This window comes from Chitinophaga sp. (assembly GCF_039596135.1).
In the GTDB taxonomy this organism is placed as follows: Bacteria; Bacteroidota; Bacteroidia; order Chitinophagales; family Chitinophagaceae; genus Chitinophaga.
The window spans coordinates 63,094-82,410 of record NZ_JBCNKH010000023.1; the positions used below are offsets into that span (position 1 = coordinate 63,094).

Annotated in this window: 21 protein-coding genes; 8 read left to right on the forward strand and 13 right to left on the reverse strand. The window is 45.2% G+C overall.

The window, feature by feature from the left end:
* Window positions 1–27: 27 nt before the first annotated feature.
* The 3 genes from ABDW16_RS15365 to ABDW16_RS15375 form a co-directional block, all read right to left on the reverse strand.
* Window positions 28–459 (reverse strand): Hsp20/alpha crystallin family protein, encoded by a 432-nt coding sequence (locus ABDW16_RS15365; protein ID WP_343670858.1) that lies wholly within the window; start codon window positions 457–459, stop codon window positions 28–30.
* A gap of 142 nt (window positions 460–601) precedes the next feature.
* Entirely contained in the window at window positions 602–1,555 is a 954-nt protein-coding gene (locus ABDW16_RS15370) for a 1-phosphofructokinase family hexose kinase (RefSeq protein ID WP_343670859.1), read from the reverse strand.
* A gap of 10 nt (window positions 1,556–1,565) precedes the next feature.
* The gene (locus ABDW16_RS15375) at window positions 1,566–2,942 is read right to left on the reverse strand and encodes a L,D-transpeptidase family protein (protein WP_343670860.1); all 1,377 of its coding nucleotides are present in this window, start codon (window positions 2,940–2,942) and stop codon (window positions 1,566–1,568) included.
* A 403-nt stretch (window positions 2,943–3,345) separates the two neighbouring features.
* On the opposite strand from ABDW16_RS15375, the gene ABDW16_RS15380 reads away from it, so the two are divergent.
* Together ABDW16_RS15380 and ABDW16_RS15385 are read left to right on the forward strand one after the other, a co-directional pair.
* Window positions 3,346–3,750, forward strand: a complete 405-nt coding sequence (locus tag ABDW16_RS15380) for a response regulator (RefSeq protein ID WP_343670861.1) — start codon at window positions 3,346–3,348, stop codon at window positions 3,748–3,750.
* A gap of 18 nt (window positions 3,751–3,768) precedes the next feature.
* The gene (locus tag ABDW16_RS15385) at window positions 3,769–4,617 is read left to right on the forward strand and encodes a hypothetical protein (protein ID WP_343670862.1); all 849 of its coding nucleotides are present in this window, start codon (window positions 3,769–3,771) and stop codon (window positions 4,615–4,617) included.
* Window positions 4,618–4,643: 26 nt separating this feature from the next.
* Here the strand turns inward: ABDW16_RS15385 and ABDW16_RS15390 are convergent, their stop codons facing one another.
* From ABDW16_RS15390 to ABDW16_RS15400, 3 genes are all read right to left on the reverse strand, one after another.
* Entirely contained in the window at window positions 4,644–5,687 is a 1,044-nt protein-coding gene (locus tag ABDW16_RS15390) for a response regulator (protein ID WP_343670863.1), read from the reverse strand.
* A 65-nt stretch (window positions 5,688–5,752) separates the two neighbouring features.
* A complete protein-coding gene (locus ABDW16_RS15395; protein WP_343670865.1) occupies window positions 5,753–6,214 on the reverse strand; it encodes a hypothetical protein in 462 nt (153 codons plus the stop codon).
* A 5-nt stretch (window positions 6,215–6,219) separates the two neighbouring features.
* Window positions 6,220–6,690, reverse strand: a complete 471-nt coding sequence (locus ABDW16_RS15400) for a pyridoxamine 5'-phosphate oxidase family protein (RefSeq protein WP_343670867.1) — start codon at window positions 6,688–6,690, stop codon at window positions 6,220–6,222.
* Window positions 6,691–6,878: 188 nt separating this feature from the next.
* Between ABDW16_RS15400 and ABDW16_RS15405 the strand changes: the two genes are divergently transcribed.
* Together ABDW16_RS15405 and ABDW16_RS15410 are read left to right on the forward strand one after the other, a co-directional pair.
* Window positions 6,879–8,018 carry a PAS domain-containing sensor histidine kinase gene (locus ABDW16_RS15405; RefSeq protein ID WP_343670869.1) on the forward strand — a complete coding sequence of 380 codons (1,140 nt, stop codon included), beginning with the start codon at window positions 6,879–6,881 and terminating at the stop codon, window positions 8,016–8,018.
* Between the two features lie 82 nt (window positions 8,019–8,100).
* Entirely contained in the window at window positions 8,101–8,961 is an 861-nt protein-coding gene (locus ABDW16_RS15410; protein WP_343670870.1) for a bestrophin family ion channel, read from the forward strand.
* 9 nt (window positions 8,962–8,970) lie between these two features.
* Here the strand turns inward: ABDW16_RS15410 and ABDW16_RS15415 are convergent, their stop codons facing one another.
* On the reverse strand, window positions 8,971–9,591 hold the full coding sequence (locus ABDW16_RS15415; RefSeq protein WP_343670871.1) for an NAD(P)H-dependent oxidoreductase: 621 nt from the start codon (window positions 9,589–9,591) through the stop codon (window positions 8,971–8,973).
* 83 nt (window positions 9,592–9,674) lie between these two features.
* Here ABDW16_RS15415 and ABDW16_RS15420 point away from each other — a divergent pair, with 83 nt between their 5' ends.
* From ABDW16_RS15420 to ABDW16_RS15430, 3 genes are all read left to right on the forward strand, one after another.
* Window positions 9,675–10,145, forward strand: a complete 471-nt coding sequence (locus ABDW16_RS15420; protein ID WP_343670872.1) for a GNAT family N-acetyltransferase — start codon at window positions 9,675–9,677, stop codon at window positions 10,143–10,145.
* A gap of 5 nt (window positions 10,146–10,150) precedes the next feature.
* On the forward strand, window positions 10,151–11,131 hold the full coding sequence (locus ABDW16_RS15425) for an AraC family transcriptional regulator (RefSeq protein WP_343670874.1): 981 nt from the start codon (window positions 10,151–10,153) through the stop codon (window positions 11,129–11,131).
* 93 nt (window positions 11,132–11,224) lie between these two features.
* A complete protein-coding gene (locus ABDW16_RS15430; RefSeq protein ID WP_343670876.1) occupies window positions 11,225–12,112 on the forward strand; it encodes an NAD(P)-dependent alcohol dehydrogenase in 888 nt (295 codons plus the stop codon).
* Here the strand turns inward: ABDW16_RS15430 and ABDW16_RS15435 are convergent.
* From ABDW16_RS15435 to ABDW16_RS15445, 3 genes are all read right to left on the reverse strand, one after another.
* Window positions 12,105–12,980, reverse strand: coding sequence for an alpha/beta hydrolase (locus tag ABDW16_RS15435; RefSeq protein WP_343670878.1), 876 nt, complete (start codon window positions 12,978–12,980; stop codon window positions 12,105–12,107). The two genes, ABDW16_RS15430 and ABDW16_RS15435, sit on opposite strands and share 8 nt — an antisense overlap.
* Window positions 12,981–13,122: 142 nt before the next feature.
* Entirely contained in the window at window positions 13,123–14,304 is a 1,182-nt protein-coding gene (fabV, locus tag ABDW16_RS15440) for an enoyl-ACP reductase FabV (protein ID WP_343670880.1), read from the reverse strand.
* Between the two features lie 94 nt (window positions 14,305–14,398).
* Complete coding sequence (locus ABDW16_RS15445) at window positions 14,399–15,211, reverse strand: alpha/beta hydrolase (RefSeq protein ID WP_343670881.1); 813 nt, start codon at window positions 15,209–15,211, stop codon at window positions 14,399–14,401.
* A gap of 105 nt (window positions 15,212–15,316) precedes the next feature.
* Here ABDW16_RS15445 and ABDW16_RS15450 point away from each other — a divergent pair, with 105 nt between their 5' ends.
* Window positions 15,317–15,916: a TetR/AcrR family transcriptional regulator gene (locus tag ABDW16_RS15450; protein ID WP_343670883.1), complete on the forward strand. Its 600-nt coding sequence runs from the start codon at window positions 15,317–15,319 to the stop codon at window positions 15,914–15,916.
* Here the strand turns inward: ABDW16_RS15450 and ABDW16_RS15455 are convergent.
* From ABDW16_RS15455 to ABDW16_RS15465, 3 genes are all read right to left on the reverse strand, one after another.
* The gene (locus ABDW16_RS15455; RefSeq protein ID WP_343670884.1) at window positions 15,913–17,847 is read right to left on the reverse strand and encodes a hypothetical protein; all 1,935 of its coding nucleotides are present in this window, start codon (window positions 17,845–17,847) and stop codon (window positions 15,913–15,915) included. The two genes, ABDW16_RS15450 and ABDW16_RS15455, sit on opposite strands and share 4 nt — an antisense overlap.
* A 55-nt stretch (window positions 17,848–17,902) precedes the next feature.
* Complete coding sequence (locus ABDW16_RS15460) at window positions 17,903–18,709, reverse strand: hypothetical protein (RefSeq protein ID WP_343670885.1); 807 nt, start codon at window positions 18,707–18,709, stop codon at window positions 17,903–17,905.
* A 123-nt stretch (window positions 18,710–18,832) separates the two neighbouring features.
* A complete protein-coding gene (locus ABDW16_RS15465; protein WP_343670886.1) occupies window positions 18,833–19,156 on the reverse strand; it encodes a hypothetical protein in 324 nt (107 codons plus the stop codon).
* Window positions 19,157–19,317 lie beyond the last annotated feature (161 nt).

Sequence of the window (19,317 nt, forward strand, 5' to 3'; positions counted from 1 at the left end):
TATGCAGTGCCGGCGTCCTCAAAATTTTTACTGAATACCGATGTGCCTTGTACCATTTGCCTTACGGGCTTCTTCGGTCTTTGGCAGATACAATTTCAGAATGCCGTCTTTATATTTTGCTTCAATTTTGTCTTTGATTACACTGGCAGGCAGTCTGAAACTCCGGGAGAAGCTGCTGTAGTTATATTCCTGTCTGGTGGGGGTCTCTTCTTTTTCTTCTGTTTCGGCGCTGATAATCAGCACATCATTTTCAATGTCAATCCTGAAATCTTCTTTGTTCATGCCGGGGGCAGCAACAGAAAGTTTATACTGGTCTTTTTCCTCTGTAATATTTACAGCAGGGACTGTAGCAGTAACAGTTCTGCCACCATTGAAATCGAAGAAATCTTTCCAGGGTTTAAAATAATCATCGAATACGGAAGGCAGGATGGAAGTTGCCTTAGTTAGATCCTTAGACATAATTACCTCCTTTGGTTTAAATAATTTGTGAAGAATGTTGGGATTACACTTTCTAATGTTTCAGGGCCAGTCTGCAATATGAATTTACACCCTGTTTAATACCACAAACAATGATCCGGAGTATGAGAAATACTGATTTCCATCACCATGTAGCCATCGTTACAGATGCATTGTTCAATACCTGCTGGAATAATCTTTCCACATCATCGATATGGCATAATGCCGTGCCCGGATGTAGTGTAGCAGCGGTTCCACAGGCAATGCCATAGCGCACGGCGCTGAGAAATCCGGCTCCTTTGAACAGTTTGAGTACGATACCTGCCAGCATGGAATCTCCGGCCCCTACTGTACTGATTGCTTTAACAAGCGGAGCGGGAATCATGACCTGCTCATCTTTTGTGACCATGATACAACCGGCGCCACCCAGCGATACGACCACAGCGGTACTTTGGCCCCGGGTAATAATTTGCCGGGCGGCCTGGTATACATCCGGTTCGGTAATATGTGCATTGCCTATGAGCGATCCCAGTTCAGACAGGTTGGGTTTCATAAGATATACACCTGTTTTCAGGGCACATGCCAGTGCATCGCCTGCTATATCCACTACCAGTTTAGCCTTTCTTTTTTTTACGATGGTGGAGATCTCTCCCATCACTTCGGGTGGCATACCGGGCGGGAGACTACCGCTGATCACTAAATAATCATCGGCCGCACATTTATTGATTATTTCAAGACAGGGTTGCCACTCTTTTTCACTTACGGTGGGGCCGGGCATACCAAACCGGTATTGCTGACCGGTGGCTACATCCATTACTACCAGGTTCTCGCGGGTGGCACCACTGATGGTTACGTTGATGGCATCCAGGCGTTCTTTTTCAATCAGGGAGGAGAAAAAACGCCCGGAGTATCCACCGGATAAATAAACGGCGGTAGAATGATCGCCCAGGTTCCTGATGGCCCGGGAAACGTTGATACCCCCGCCACCCGGCTCAAATACGGGGGGAGAACAGGCCAGTTTTTTTTCAGGTACCAGATGATCTATAGTAGTGCTTTTATCAATGGCCGGGTTAAAAGTGAAAGTGATTATACGGTTCATAATACTGGTTTTAAATTTTTACCTTATTGTATACATCGTCGTAAAACCTTATTTCGCCGCTGGCATCGGGCCAGGCTACTTCATAGAGGATAAACAGGGGCACTTTGTGTTTAAGCGGGAAAATAAGTTGTCCTTTGTCAGAGGCCAGGTCACATACAGTGGTGGCGGCATTTGCCAGGAACGGGTGCAGGCCGGGCTCCAGTATCTCTGCCAGGGAGTCTACATTTTCCACGCGGATGCAGCCGTGACTGAAATACCTGCTGTTGAACAAAAAATAGCTTTTATTGGGAGTATCGTGCAGGTAAGTACTGTAGGGACTGAAAAAGTTGAGTTTGATGATGCCGAGGGCATTGTCGCAACCAAATAACTGGCGCAATGTATAAGGGAAATTATTTTTATTCAGCTGTTGCCATTTGATGGTGGCGGGATCCAACACCCTGCCTGTTTTGTCCAGCACCTGGTAGTTGCCATAATCCAGGTAATCGAGGGGAGCGCTTTGGATAGCGGGCAGTAATTCATTGACGGCTATCTGGTGCGGCACGTTCCAATAGGGGAACAATATTACCTCGTGCACCGCACTGATGAGTGGTGTGGTAGGGGTAGCCCGTTTTCCTACTATGCAACGGGTATAAAACAGGACAGTATCTTTATGCAGGTAAAACAGGTTAGCTGCGGGGATATTGACGATGATCACCGGTTGTTCCTGTTGTATACAATTCAGCCAGCGCCAGGTATTCAGGGCATGTTTTAATTCATAGCGGCGTTTTTCGATGGATATATTCAGTTCTTCCTGTAGGCCGGGGCGGAGTGTGCCATCTTCCAGCATTTCGAACTTACGTTGTGCCCTGCGCAGGTAATTTCGGAGTGTATCTTCAGGGATGGTATAGTTGAGGGTGTCAGTGATGCCAAGCTGGTATAGTCGTGCGATAAGTGTATCTGTGATTTGTGGAAGTTTACGGCGTTCTAACAGGGCGAGCTGCCTCTTCAGCGCTGCATACATAGCATGGTGAGGCTCCAGTCTGCCCGGCAGGGTAGCCAAACGGTGTTCATGGATGGCATCCAGGATACTGTCGCCAATGTTCAGGCATTTGGGGTGGTAATTGAGCCCATCGTATGGCACCCGGTTTTCCTGGGTACCATATGCCAGATCTGAGAAAAAGGCGATAGCGGCACTGGTGAGTTCCCGGTTGATACGGGCGGAGTCTGCTATATTGATGTGGGTTGGGTAGGCATAGTCTTTTTCGTCAAGACCTTCCAGGGAGGCCTGGGCAAAGAGGTTACAGAGTATCTGCCGGTTCAGGGAATCAGATAACCATCTGATATGCTGACTACTGGCGGGCAATGTAGCCAGCGATAAAATTATCATTATCAGGAACCAGTGTTTCATACCTTATAAATTTCGGAAGAACTTACTCTATCAAAGATGACATTCATCATGGGGTATTCTGATAAAATCAGAGAATAAAATGACAGCAGTCATTGATTTCGGTACGTCCGGGGTGTTACCTTCAGGTGGAAGATAAAATGATTTTTGCGGTTACAATTACAGATTCTATCTAAATTTGTTACTATCCTTTTTTTATTACCGATAAAGATTTTTTCATTACCGGCAAAGAAAGGTAGTAACCAGTCTGACACTGGTTTTTGTTGACCCGGATTAATTATAAAATTGACAAGAATCATTCCTCTCTTGTAATAGTATTCGTAACTTAGTTGTATAGCTCCACCCCAACAGACTGGCATTACTATTCCTTTAGTAATTTATCCTTCCTTACATTAAATATACCACAATGAAAAACGAAGAAAATAAGGTTGTTTATCTCGTGGAGGATGATTCGGAGGACCAGGAAATTCTGATAGCAGCCATTCACCAGATCAATCCTGGTATTACCATGCAGGTATTTAAAAATGGAAAGGAATTCATGAGTCGTATAGATGGTGATAATTGTCCGGGCAAACCTTCGCTCATCATCCTTGATTATAACATGCCCTATTACACAGGTGCAGAGGTATTAAAAAAACTGAATGACCTGCATAGCCTGATGGGCATTCCCAAGGTGATATGGAGTACAGCCAATGACCTTACCACCCGGAACGAATGCATGAGCAATGGGGCAAGCAATTACTATGAGAAACCGTATAACTACTCAGGATACTGTCGGTTAGCCGCTAATATGCTGGGCTATATCATATAAACATAAAACCTTTATACAATGAAAAAGATATTGGCTGTTATTGATGCTGTCAGTTATACAGCAAAACAACTGGATGCGATCATTGCTATTACCGCCCTGCAGGAAAATAAGCTGACCCTGCTGCTGCTGGAAGATACTCAAAGTGCCGCCCAGCTGCTGTCTGCCACCAGTATTGAGGGCTTTTCAGGCAAATATTATGAGGCGCTGCGGCAAAGTGAGCATGAGAAAAAAGAAATAATTGAAGATAACTATATAGCCCTGAAAAAGGACTGTAAGGAAAGAAGCCTTTCCTGTGCAATTAAAAATGTAAAAGGTATTGCGGGGGAAGAAGTGGTTACAGAAAGTCGGTTCTCAGACCTGCTGATAATCGGGAAAGCGCTCTCCTTTCCTTTTTTGTACGACACGAATCCAACGGGGTTTGTGCGGAACATGCTGCTGCATGCCCAATGCCCTGTAATGGTGCTGCCAGAGGAACCACATAAGGTGACAGGTGTTGCATTTTGTTACAATGGCACTTATTCTTCCATGTATGCCATCAAAGCTTTTGCAGCCTTGTATCCTGAATTGATTGCCCACCATTGTGAAATAGTATATGTGGATGAAACAGGAGACAAAACGATTCCTTTTAAAACGCAGTTACAGGAATATCTGAAGGTGTATAATGCGCAGGTTACTTACAAGATTCTGACAGGACAGGCAGACAAAGCGATACAGGCATACCTGGATCATAAAACAGAACTCATCAGTACATTTGGGGCGTATGGCCGCAGCCGGGTGTCAAGGTTTTTTAACAGCAGCAGTGCGGATAATATTATTCGTAATCTGAAAGGGCCGGTATTTATTACGCATCCTACAGGTCATTCATGATATTGAGGGGGGAATAATATTCCCCCTTAATTGCTCAACCGGTTCAGCTTCCCTATATCCAGCAGGTAGATGACCCCATTCCTGATATCGATTAAATGTTCGTCCCGAAAATCGGCCAGGGTACGGGCAAAAGACTCTTTGGCCACGCCTGCAAGTGCAGCCAGATTACCCCTGCTGAATTTAATTCCTACATTATTATCGCCTGCAATATTATATTTATTGAACACGGTGAGCAATGCATCGGCAGCTCTTTTTCTTAAGGAATCGTAAGCGACTCTTAACAACTGCACTTCTTTTTCCTCTATGGTCTGCGTCAGCATCCGGATAATCTGTTCCCTTGCGTGCTTGCTGGCAGTAGTCAGTTCTTCAAAATCTTCAATAGGAATGATTGCCAGTACCACCTGGCCGATCGCCTCGGCAGAGTCGCTGTAGCGGGTTTTTTCAAGTACAGAAATATAACCGATAAAATCACCTTCTTTATATAATCCTGAAATAAACTCTTTCCCATCTTCATCTGTCCTGAAAGTTTTAACAAGTCCCTGCAGAATAAAATAAAGACAGGAAGGGTGAGTACCTTCCTGATAAATAATTTGTTTACTCCTGAAATTTTTTATGTTGCGGTCTTTGATGAGGTTTTTGAAAGGGTCTTCTTCCAGGTCGGGAATGAGGGGCGCGGTTTTAACACTGCTTACCCTGGTGTGGGTCGCTTTCCTGAGCTGACATTCTATGGCACTCAACAGTTCTGACGGGTTAAATGGCTTGGTAATATAATCGTCTGCCCCCATGTCCATACCTTTACGGATTTCGGCTCTTTCTGACCTGGCAGTGAGGAAAATAAAGGGAACTTTGCAGGGCTTGTCATCCCTGTTTAGTACCTGCAGCACTACGTAGCCATCCAGGATGGGTAATGACAAATCACAAACAATGAGATCCGGTTGTTGCGTTTCCGCAGCTAATATTCCTTGTTTTCCATCGGCAGCTTCTATTACATGGTAATTTGCCATTTCGAGGATCTCGACGATATTCTCTCTAATTGCCTGGTTATCTTCAATAACAAGTATTGTAGCCATAGCTGAATGGAATGTATTGCGAAACAATAATTTAAGTTACTAAAAATCAGCTACATCTACAAAAATTAGCGACCTGGTAGTGTACCGGGCTGGTGGTGGTTCTTTTTCATTAAAATCAGGCAGGCTACGGCCAGGATGACGGTACTGGGAAAAGAAGAACCCGCACCCAGCGGGGCAAGGGCCAGCAAATAGACAATGGCAGCCAGTAATGCGGCTTTTTTTTGATATAATACGCCAATACCCACTACCAGCTGAAATACCATCATTAATAGTATATACAGTGTAATATGGATTAAAAACACATTGCTGATCAGGTATTCGTAGACTGGCAGGGCAGCCACCAGTTCATATATATCGTATTTATGCGGGGTATAAATGGCCTGTACTGCATTGACAACGGCGGCAACCAGGAACATCAATGCGATAATGATATGACCTGCTCTTTTAGACCAGATGCTTATTAATAAAATTAACACTGCACCGGCATTCGATAACAGGTAGGTGTATGAAAACAAATTTCCTCTCATATAAGTTAGATTAAAAGATCCCCGTGTTCAAACCGACCCGTCATTTCCTCGATTGTGATCCTGTACACCACCGGCCGGATGTTTGAATTAAAATGCCCGGTATCTTCGTCTGCCACAATTGCCTGTGCGTGATGCACCTTTTCCGCTTCTGTATACTGTAGCAGCCTGCTCATGAGGAATTTTACCGAGTAGAACCGTTCTCTTTCATCCAATATTTCCTGGTACTGTCCCCAGATGATAACACTCCGCCAGTTGGTAAGACTGGTGACCTCATCTACTTCAAAACAAACCTGGGGGTTGTTGCGCATCATATTTATTTTCATCCCTTCTGCAGAATGGGCTATTATCGCTTTACCATTGTAGGCATAACATACAGGAACCACGAAAATCTTTGAATGGCTGCTGCATCCTATACGTCCCATCATGTTCTGCTGCAGGATAGTTTGCATTTGCTGATCAGATAATTTTCCTATCATATCCCTATGTTTAGAGTCATAAGTTAGGATGATTTTGGGCGAATAACATTAACATTGGTCATATGAGGGTATGATAATTTTTATTCGCCAAATAAAAATATTTTTTAATTTAGTTGCCAGAGGTCGCGCAATTTCCTGCTGTACACTATTTTCCTTCAAAACAGGCTGGCATATTAAATATAACTTTTATGAATGTTTTTAGTTCTACTCCGGAATTAGATTTGAATGCTTTATTCTATCATGCTTCTATTGGGATCATGGTGGCAGATGAAGAAGGAAATATTATAAAGGCAAATCCCTTTTTGCTGAAAATGTTTGGGTATGAATTGGATGAACTGGCTGGTAATAAGATTGAAGTGCTTATTCCAACAAGGTATCATAGCGCGCATGTTGGAAAACGAACTAATTACATGGTGCAGCCTGAAAAAAGGCTGATGGGGTATGGAGCAGAGTTTGAAGCGATTAAAAAAGACGGTGAAATATTTGCCGTTGAAGTGAGCCTGAGCCCCTATCAGCAGCATGATAAAAAGTATACAACAGCCTTTGTAAACGACATCACTTTACGTAAAAAAGCGGAAGCAGAACTGCTGGAAGTAAAAGCCAGGGACCTGATCATGGAGATCAATCTTTCAAGGGAAAAACAGTTGAATGAACTGAAGACGAAATTCGTCTCGATGGCCTCGCATGAGTTCCGGATTCCGCTAAGTGCCATTCTCTCTTCTTCTTACCTGATATCGCAATATGGACAGATAGGCAATTTTGAACAGCAGGAAAAACATGTCAATAAGATAAAAAATTCGGTCGCCGTGTTAACCGGTATTCTCAACAACTTCCTGTCTATTGAAAAAATTGAGGAAGGGAAAATTGAACCCCGCATTGCAGAAGTAGCTATTGAAGACTACCTTACCAATATTACAGAAGAGATGAGCCCTATTACCAGCCCGGGACAAGCTGTCATTTACACGCATACCGGGGAATCGACCATCTATACTGATATTGTTTTGCTCAGGCATATTGTAACCAACCTGTTGTCTAACGCTGTGAAGTTTTCTCCTAAAGATAAAAATGTTTACCTGTACAGTGATTGTAGGGAGAGTGAAATTGAAATCAGGGTGGTAGATCAGGGAATAGGTATTCCGGCGGAGGCACAGGCGAATATTTTTGACAGGTTTTTCAGGGCGTCTAATTCGGGAAATGTACAGGGCACCGGGTTGGGGCTGAGTATAATAGCGAGTTATGTGAAATTGTTAAAGGGGAGTATTGAATTTGAAAGTGAGGAGGGAAAAGGAACGACGTTTGTGGTGAGGTTTGACCGGTTCAATGAGTGAGGCAGTGGTGAGCGTGTATTGCGTTTGTGCGGCATAGGAGCATGCGTGCAAACAATTTCGCCCCTCGCTTGTTTCAACCTGCATGCTACTGAACAAACAAATTTCCATCTCGTACTTTCTCAACCTTATCAAATGGGATATTGTTGCCATCGCTATCTACGCGATTATTGCCGGTTTCCTGGATCATTACGGGGTGTTGCGCCGCATTACGATTCCCCTCGCCATATCTTCGCTGGTAGCCACTATCGTGTCTCTCCTGCTCGCCTTCAGAACCTCCCAGTCTTATGAACGCTGGTGGGAAGCAAGACTCATATGGGGGGCGATTGTCAATGACAGCCGGACCCTCATCCGCCAGGTAAAAACATTCCTTCCTGAAGAGGCAACCGCCTTTGCGCACCGGCAGATCATCTGGTGCTATGCACTTTCTGAATCTTTAAGAGGGCTTCCTTTTTCTGAAAAAATAAAAGTGTACATTTCTGCATATCATACTGACAGCCGAAACTGGCCGAACTTCCTCCTCAATGAGCATGCAAAAGCGCTTGCAGCGGCACACGACCTGAACCCTAACAGGCAGGTGCAGATAGATGCTACGCTTGCCCGCCTGTGCGATGCGATGGGGAAATGTGAACGTATTAAAAAAACCGTCTTCCCAAAATCGTATAGCCTGCTTATTCACTTTCTTATTTACGTATTGATGACTATTCTGCCATTTGGGCTGGAAGACCGGACGCAGTGGATGGAAATCGTTATTGTATTTGTAGTGCCGGTGCTGTTTATTGCTATTGAGCGAACGGCTATCATCATGCAGGATCCTTTTGAGAATAAACCTACGGATACGCCGATGACGGCTATTAGTCAGACGATTGAAGTAAACCTGCTCGAGATGATTGGGGAGCCGGCGCCTGAGCAGGCTGTGGGGGAGGATACTTATTACCTGATGTGAGGGGATGTATTACTGCAGGAATTTCGGTGTTCCCATATCCAGCACGCCCTCACCCGGCCAGGGGCCATCAGGAATATGCAGTTCCCTGTGGGGCCATGCCTTCCAGCTATCCCGTGACATACCGGCAGCCGTGACCAGGTTGTGCAATACTACTTTTACATCATCCATGCGCCATACATCTTCGTTAGGATCATCTTCCATACCAGCAGTAGCAGCGATCGCCTGCTGTGCTACACGGGACAATACCACGGTAGAACAGGGAGGCGTCCAGCATCCCAGTCCGCCAAATACAGCCTGTAATCGTGCCGCTACTTCTATCCCGCCTACTGAATCCATCGTGACTGCACAGGCTACAGGTTTACCCAAAAAAGCAGGGGTATTTTCAAAAGCAGTCGTTACTTCTATAAAACGCTGCAATGGTGAGCTCCAGTTATTCCAATACACACCGGTGATCACCAGGAAGCCATCGCAGTTCTCCAGCAGGTGATAGACTTCGCGGATGGTAGGTAGTTTGTCTGCAAGGGTTAAGGTCACTACCTGCTGGCCCAGCAGGTCTTCTACCTGTTTGGCAATGATGGCAGAGTTGCCGGTTGTACCCCGCAGGGAGCCGTTTAAAATTAGTATTTTCATTTGCGCTGTAAGGTATTAATTTTTTTGCAGCGCTTTGTTTGCCGCATTCAACAGGCTATCCAAATTTGCAATATCTTCGTGTGATGGTAATAGCATTACGAAAAACAACCATTACCGATTTAGACCATTTCTTTATCTTCCAGCTGGATGAAGAAGCCAACCGCATGGCCGCTTTTACTTCAAAAGATCCGGCAGATAAAACCGCGTACCTGCAAAAATATTCGAAATGCCTGAATGACCCCACGATCCATATGTACACCATTCTTGTGGACGACATCATTGCCGGAAGTATTGCAAAGTTCGAAATACAGGGCGATGCGGAACTTACTTATTGGATAGATAAAAAATACTGGGGGCGTGGTATAGCTACACATGCACTGACCCATTTGTTAACGCTCGTACATACAAGACCGATTTTAGGAAGAACAGCATTTGATAATATAGGCTCGCAAAGGGTATTAGAGAAATGTGGGTTTATAAAAACCGGAACGGACAAAGGGTTTGCCAATGCCCGGCAGGCGGAAATAGAAGAGTTTATTTATAAATTGACCTGAGCGATATGTTTTTTGAATTCATACCCACGCCACAGTTCGATTTCCTGACCCAATTCGCTAAAAAGCTCAATGTTCCCTTAGCAGGCGACCGCCTGATTCTCCCCCCGGCCATGGGTACCGGCAGCATCAGGAGAATTGCGTTACCACCCGGGCTAAAACTCATTGTTCATCACTATACACTCAACCAGGACATTATCTTAAGCAGAGTAGGCAGCGACGAGCCGAACGACCTTGTCAGCATTATATTTCACAGCAACGAAGCCCCTGCCAGCGTGAATACTGATGGTACCCCCACCCTCCTTTCACGAAGCAGCGCCTATGCTATACAGATTGCATCAACAGATCTTCATTCCCAAATTCGTTTTCCTGCCAACACAGATATCTGCTTCCTTGTCGTAGGCATTATGAAAGACGCGCTGAAAGAATTGCTCGGTATCAGAAAACCAAACCATGTGGTGGAAACTATTTTGAAAGCAGCCCCGGGTTTCCTGTATTATGAAAGCATGACTGTTGAAATTCATAAACTCGTGAGACAGGTAACTGACGCCCGTGAAGACAATGACCTTGGCAATTTCTATCACCGGCTGAAAGTACAGGAACTAATTTACCTGGTATTTGAGAAACTGCAAAAACGCGAAGCCGTCCGGTATCACCAGGTACATAAAGACGATGTAGAAAAGCTCCTTTTGATCAGAACAGCTATTCTTGCAGACCTTTCTGTTCCCCCCGTTTTGGGGGAACTGGCAAAGATGGCCGGATTTGGAGAAACGAAAATGAAAGATATCTTCAAACAGGTATTTGGCGACACCATCTATAACTACTATCAGCAAGCCCGCATGGAAGAAGCTGCCTTTTTGCTAAAGCATGGTGGTTTATCTGTTTCTGAAACCGGCTACCGGCTCGGCTTTGCTAATATGAGTCACTTTGGGCGCCTCTTCGAAAAGTATCATGGGGTGAAACCTAAAAAATATGCCACCGGCGGATAAGACTATTTTTCTACCTTACACAACTATTTTACCGGCCGGGAGGAAAGCAATTTTGTGTTGTCAATTTAATATGATAACAGATTATCCGGCTATATGAAAAAGATAACCTATCAGCAATTCGGAGGTACTGAAGTGCTGCAAATGACAGATGCGCCTATGCCTGAAGGGGAGATTGTTGTGAAAGTAAAGGCAGTCTCCATCAATCCACTTGACTGGAAAATATGGCAGGGAGAGATGACACTCATGAGCGGTCGTAAATTTCCCAAATCAGTAGGGATCGATTTTTCAGGCATTGTAGAAAAAGGAAATGGCAGTTATCGGAAAGGCGATGAAGTATTTGGCATAGCCAGTATATTTAAAGGCGGTGCACTGGCAGAATATGTGGCTGTAAAGGCAAAAGATATTGCGCATAAGCCCCGTACGCTTTCTTTCGAAGAGGCTGCGGCCCTGCCAGTAGTAGGTGGTGCCGCCCTGCAGATCTTTCGTCAGTTAGTACGTATTCAACCAGGCATGGAGGTACTGATTAACGGAGCAGGCGGCGGCATTGGGCCACTGGCGATTCAACTGGCGAAAAAAGCAGGAGCTATCGTGACTTCGGTCGTAGGCCCTGCTGCCCTAGACATGGTTTCCAGGCTGGGAAGCGATGTCGTTATCAACTACCGGCAGCAAAATATTGGTAATAAGACTTTTGATGTGGTCATCGATCTTTCAGGGAAAATGAATTACAGCGCAGCTAAAATTTACCTGAAAAAGAAGGGGGTTTATATCAATACATCTCCCGGGCCCAGGGAAATAATCGGTTCTCTGTTTTCAGGAGGTCGTTACAAACTACTGTTTTTAAAACCTAAGATCGAACAGCTGGCCGATAGTGGATTACAGGTATTCATCAGCAGGACTTATGATTGGCGTGATTACAAAAAAGCCTATGATGAAGTAAAAAAAGGTGGCATAACAGGAAAGGCTGTTTTCGTCATCAGTTAATTAATTTATACCTGATATACCCGGCTACATCCGCAATCACCTGCCGCCCTTCGGGTATTACCCCACCCATCTGGAAAAACCCATGGATCATTTTCGGGTATACTTTTTCGGTCACCTGTACATGTGCTTCGCGCAATTTTTTCGCATAAGCGATACCTTCATCACGCAGGGGATCATACTCAGCGATAATTATAAATGCATCCGGCATGCGGGATAGGTGCTCATAGTATACAGGTGCTGCCTGGGTATTTCCGCCGGCATAATCTGCCCAGATCTTTCTCAGGCGCTCCCGGGTGATGATGGGTCCATTGGCAAACTCCTGCCAGGAAGGGGTAGTAAGTGCAGGGTCGGTAGCGGGGTTCACCAGGATCTGGCACACCACACCCGCAACGCTTCCTGCTACTGCGGTCGCCAGTGTGGCACCGGCGCTATCGCCCGCCACAGCCACCCGGTGAGGATCTATACCCAACAGGGCAGCATTTTCAATGACCCATTTCGTAGCATCGATACAGTCATTCAGGCCGTGGGGAAACGGGTATTCGGGGGCGAGCCGGTAGTCAACAGAGACGATAATGACGCCCGATAAATTTGCCAGCTGGCGCAAGGGACGGTCATGAGAGGCAAGACTGCCGGAGTTGAACCCGCCTCCATGAAAATAGACGACTGCCGGCAATACAGCCTGATTGGAGGGCCTGTAAATACGGGTGTTTGCCCTGTTTTCTATTGAAAATACGGCCTCTTCCGCCCCGGCAAGGGGTGCCAGGCGATCGTAAAATGTCCGCCGGGCCTGCATGGGGTCTTTAATATGCGACACGTCGACCGACTTAATAAAAGTCAGGGCCTCCTGTACTTGTGGTAAGATATCCATGATTGCAATTGTTTTGAAAACAAATTTCAATCATGGAGAGGTATAAATAAAATAACCTGATTTATGGGAGGCTATAAAAATATTTATATACAAAAGGCTTGGTAACCAGTGATTACCAAGCCTTCGGTTATTTATCTTCACCTTATTTGATCACAGCCATCTCATCTACCTCTACGGTATAATCTACCCCGGGCACATTGAATCCAAACAGGTTCAAAAAGTCTTCTTTATATCCCTGCAGGTCACCGATCTGAGCGATGGTTTCGGTGGTAACACCTTTCCATAGTTCAGCGATTTCCGCCTGTACATCAGGACGCAGTTCCCAGTCATCGATACGGATGCGGCCCTGGTCATCGAGGGCTACCGGGTTGGCTGCGTACAGGTGATCTTTGAACAGGCGCGCCATTTGTTCGATGGTGCCTTCGTGAATGCCCTTTTCTTTCATCAGCTTGTATAGCAGGGAAATATACAGTGGTACTACCGGAATGGCAGAACTGGACTGGGTTACCAGGGCTTTGTTTACAGATACGACTGCGCTGCCATGGAGTGGTTTCAGCAGTTCTGTAATTTTTACAGCGGTTGCTTCCAGGTGATCTTTTGCCCTGCCGATGGTGCCATGACGGTATACTGGATTGGTCAGTTCAGGGCCGATATAGGAGTAAGCAACGGTTTTCACATTTGGCGCCAGTGCTCCGGCAGCCTGTAAGGCTTCTAACCACAGCTGCCAGTCTTCGCCACCCATTACGGCGATGGTATTGGAAATATCGTCGCCACTGGCTGGTTCAATAGATACGTTTGAAACAACACCGGTATGGAAATCAACCGTCTTGTTCTGGTAGCTCTGATTTATTGGTTTTAATACGGAACGATGTAACACTTCTGTTTCCGGGTGCTTACGTACGGGGGAGGCCAGGCTGTAAATAACCAGGTCTACTGTTCCCAGGTCCTTTTTAATCAGGTCGATGGTCTGTTGCTTAATTTCGTTGGAGAAAGCATCGCCATTGATACTTTTGGCATATATGCCTGCCCGGTTGGCTTCTTCATGAAAAGCTACTGAATTGTAATAACCGGCGGTGGCAGTTTTACCTTCCTGGGGTTCTTTTTCAAAAAATACACCTATTGTGGAGGCCCCGCAGCCGAAAGCAGCAGTAATTCTGGAAGAAAGCCCGAAGCCGGTAGAGGCACCTATTACAAGTACGTTTTTGGGCCCCTGGGGGAGTTTTTCAGATTTAACATAGTTTATTTGTCTCTTTACATTCTCAGCACAACCAGCGGGATGGGCTGTCAGGCAAATAAAGCCACGCATTTTAGGTTCAATGATCATAAAATTTGATATCAGGTTCAGTTCCTGGTGCAAATGTAGGCTCTTCGGGGAGAAGATACAAGGGGTGGGCGAATATCCTGGGAGGATGGGGGAACTATTTTTCACAACCGGAAGATAAATAACTACTCACCTGCGCTGCTACCTTTGCAGGATCTTCATGATTCGTAGGTGACAGGTGATGCAGACCCGGTAATAGCGCAACCACTGCCAGGGGAATTGTTTGCTTCAACTCATGGAGCATATGAGTAATAAAATCAGGACTGGCAGTTCCACCGGCCAACAAGACTGGCGTAGATAACGACGCGTATTTCCGATAACTGCCTTCCAGCCTTTTTACTTCCAGGTGTTCACGCAGGTTAGTACCCAGTACGCTTTTCTTTAGTTGCCAGTCTTCGCCCTTAATCGCTATTCTTAAAATTAAATTTGCCAGCCAGGCTGGCGCTTTGGAAAGTGGGCTATGCCCCATGCCCTGTACAAATGCGGTAAAAGCCTTTCTATATTGATTGCGGGCCATGGCTGCATCATATATCCCTAACCAGTGCCAGTTGCCGGCGATGGAAACACCCGGTTCGTACACAACTATTTTTTTAAATGGGTTATTATGTACCACTGCTTCCAGGGCTACCAATCCGCCATAACTGTGACCAAACAGAAAAGCAGCGCCGGTAGCCTGTTGTAAGGCCAGCAAGTCATTGCAGTCGTGGGTGATGCTGTAATCTTTACGGGCTCCTGCCCTATCCCGTCGCTGTAGCAGGTGTACGGTAAACTTTTCAGAAAGCGCTGCCGCCAGTTGTGTGTATTCTCCGATATCGCTTAGCGCGCCGTGAATAATAATAAGACCGGGGCCCTGGCCCCTGGTTTCGTAGATAATAGGGGTACCGTCAAATGAGATAAGGGTGTTTTTCATTGAATGATTTTTCAATCATAAAACTAGTGTTAATTTCAAATAATTATTCTTTTATTTCTGCATAAAATACTTTACTATTGAATGATCATTCAACAATAAAAATATATGCCTAAAGCAAAAGAGCAATTTGAGGAAATGCGGCAGGAGGCTGTCAGGAAGATAAAAGCGGCTGGATTAGAATTGTTTGCGCAAAAGGGACTGGCGGGTACAAATATTAAGGAGATTGCGGGAAAAGCGAATATCAGCCTGGGGCTGATGTATCATTATTATTCGTCTAAGGATGATTTGTACCTGGCGTTGGCAAATGAGGCGATGGACATGTCGCTGGCTTTGTTAAATGGTTTGAAAAAACAACCAATTGGGGCGAGGGAGAAAATAGGTGGGTTTATAGATGGATTTCTTTTGGGGGTTCGTAAATATCCTGACATCTGCTATTTCATTATTTATAGTCAGCAGTGTGAAACAAAGGATGAAGCGCAGAATAAGCTATTGAACAGCCGGAAGCTGGAACCGATAAAACTGCTGGCAGGTATCATTAAGACAGGGCAGCGGGAAGGAGATTTTGTAAAGGGAGATGCGATGCAGCTGGCAACAATGCTGGTGGCGGCTACCCAGGGATTGGCGGAGTTGAGAATGGCCCTGGGAAACAAGTTTGCAATGCCGGGGAAGGAGATGCTGATGCAGATGATCGCACCTCCTTTTTAAAAATTAACTAAAACATTTGCAAAGATGTTCCTTCCCATTCTTGGTATACGATTCCAATCAGCGAAAGTGGTATAGTTCCTGTCAAAGATATTCTCCGCCCCTATTTTTAATAGCAGGGAATTAAACTGATAAGCAGCAGATACATTAAAGATTGTATACCCGGGCAAAGCCTGTTCACCAAATTCAGGGTTGTATTTATCCTGCGCTGCTGCACCACTGGCAGTGACATTGGCGGAGAAAGATTTGTGGTGCCAGGCAATACCTGAGCTATAGGTAAGTGGTTGTATTAATGGCAGGTTCCTGATATGCGCACCTGTTCCACGGCGATACCCTACCCTGTTTGTCCAGTTAAAATGGTCATTGAATTTATACTCCGCATCAAGGGCGCAATTAAAAATGTTCGCATAGCTCAGTTGTTCATATACTTTCACACCGGCGGCACCAATGGTCATCGCACTCAACCCGGCCTTTGGCCTTCCTATAATATAATCCAACAGGTGGAAATAGGATCCGGATGCTTTTGCAGAAAAACGGGTAGTACGAAACAACAAGGCCGCATTCAGACTTACAGATTTCTCATTCTTCATCTCCGGGTTACCGATGTAGTCATACCGGTCAAAACTATTGTATAAATAATATCCATAGCCTTCAGATACACTGGGTGCACGTTCGCCATACGCAGCGCCGATTGTATATTGCCATTTGTTGTGATCATAATTAAAAGCGGCAGACAGTCGTTTGAGTAAACGGGTATGGCTGCGTTGCATATCTGGATAAAAGATTGTCAGACTTTCATAGCCCTGCTGGTTATCTACCACATTGTGCTGTACACCTGCTCCCCCGCTTATGGTTACATGCCAGTTTGGGGACAGGGTGTAATTATCCGCCCCGGATACTTCTCCATAATATGTCAATACCCCCGGCCAGGTGAGCATGTACATATCTTTCTCACCGGCAGTATTGGAATACATAGTCATATCAGCCAGTGATTTATTAAAATGACCATTTATGTTCGCTTTCCAGTTATGTTTATGATGATTCCCCTGCAGGGTGGATAAAAATCCGGCAGTCTGGCTCCATCCGGGCATATCCATACGAATAGCAACAACGGGGCGTTTACTATCATCCATGACGTGGGTGATGGTATTATAATAGATCTTCGTTTGCCAGCCATGACGAATATATGCAACGGATGCAATGATACCCCTGGCCAGCCCAACGTCCATGGTGAGTGCAGGATAGCCAACGTTTACAGCACGGTCGTAGATGAGGGAGGCTTCCAGTTGGGAATGCACATTGAGTTTATAGCCGGCAATAGCAGATACGTTGTATTTGGTATATTGAGAGTACAGTACTTCATCTCCACCCCCTGCCTTGTAATTGCCGGCATGGCGGTAGGTGACATCAATATCAGTAAATAGTTTAGGAGTAGTGAAAGATAAAGCACCTCCAATTACCCGCTGGCTGCCATTGGTTTCAAAACCTGTAAATGCCATGCCGGATAATTTCTTTTCGCCAAAGGTACCTTTATTCCGCACCAGGTCCATTGTACCTGCAATTGAAGGGCCGCCGGCGCTGTGTACATTTACTTTGGCGAGGTTGGTAATTTCTACATAAGAGGTAACCGGGTCCATTTTGTCAGTACAGGCGGCGTAGATGCGCATGCCATCGATAGTGACTACGCTACGCTCGGAGCTCATGCCATTCAGGTAAGGTTCCCAGGCGTAAGCACCGCGTCTGACCATGTTGAGCATGTCTGCCTTTTCAAGGTATTTATCTAAGGTAGAGAGTGGTTTATCTGTTTTATCAGATATGGAACGTTTGTGAATAATCACCACTTCTTTGAGCAGGTCGGTCTTTATGGTGTCGGATTGCGCATCAGCGGAGATTGTCAGTAATACTGCGACACAAAGTATAGATAATTTACGCATACAATCAGTTTGCAGCATATCAGCCGGAGCTATTTTCCCCGGCTGACATATTTTTTTAGAATTCCAATTCAAAATAAATACTGCTGCCTTCGTTGGTATCGGTTACAGCTTCGCCTTTTACGATGGTGCCGGTGGTATCCTGCAGTTGTAAATTGATTTTCCAGTAGCCGGTCATGGTCAGGCTAAGTTTGCCATAATACATTTTATCTGTACCCTGTGTCAGGTCTACATTATTGGGAGAGGTATGGTTGCCCATGCCGGTCATTCTCGGATCAATTTTAATGGTGTAATTATCGACCACGGTAAAGCTGGTCATAGACTCCATTTTATACAATACCATAGAGATGTCGTTGACAGCGACAGCGGGGCTGGTTGGATTGACAAGCGCCAGCACATAGCGGTTATTGTCACTACCGGTAAATGATTGGACTACCCGTTTGGATGATTCGGAAACGGCGATGGTATCGGTTACGGTATAAGCAACATTATCAATGGTGTAATTTATTGTCAGGTCCCAGTATTCATCATCACTGCCTGCCATTTGAAATACGATATAGCCTTTATGGTTACTGATTGCAGAGGCTGGGCAGGAATGGGTCATGCCCATCATGTGCATGAGCGGAGTCCATGATACGGAGGCGTTGTTTACGATGGCACCGGCAGCGGTTTTAATCTGAACATATATAGCGTTGTAACCGGTTTGAAATTTACCGCTGACAGTGTAGAGTTCTACTTTGTGGGTATCATTGGAGAGTGTGGTGGCGAGTGTTAAGCCATCGAGGTCGTTGGTAACTACGGCATCATCTTTTTTAGTACAGGATACGAAGAGGCAGAAAACAAATAATATTTTAAGAAAGTTCATGGTTATATTTTTAAATAGTATGCATAGAAGGGCCCTTATATGCGGTCATTTTGTAAAAAGCACGCACATTTACTTTGAACATTTAGGGTGTTCAATTTTTGGGCATTTTGTATTGAGAGGAAGTTATGCCTGTGGGGGTTTCTTACGCGGGTTGCAAAAGAGATAGGAGTATATGGGATGAGTAAAGACAGGATAGGTGGTTGCAGTGAGTTCAGTTACTTCCTGTTTTGAAAGGTTGATACCGGATGGAATGGGACAGGCCAGTGCTTCGGATTGCAGTTCTTTTAGCAGGCGTTCTGTTTCATTTTCTCTTTGTTCGCGCTGCATTTTTGCGAGTTGGCATTTACCATTACAATGTAATTGCGGGTTGTTTTTGTTTTCGCAGAAAGCAGCGATAAAGAGTTTGGTATCGTATTCATAGACCGCATATAATATGGAGTTTTTCATACTTCCGAGGAGGATGATGAAAAATAAAAGAGGGCTTAATATGACGGCCGTTTTTCTCAAAATGAGGGTGATAGTTGTGGCGAAGTTATAAAATTTTATCTGAGGGAGGAAGGGATTTTGCTGATTGTGGTCAGGTGTTTCAGGGGGTGGAGGATCCATGT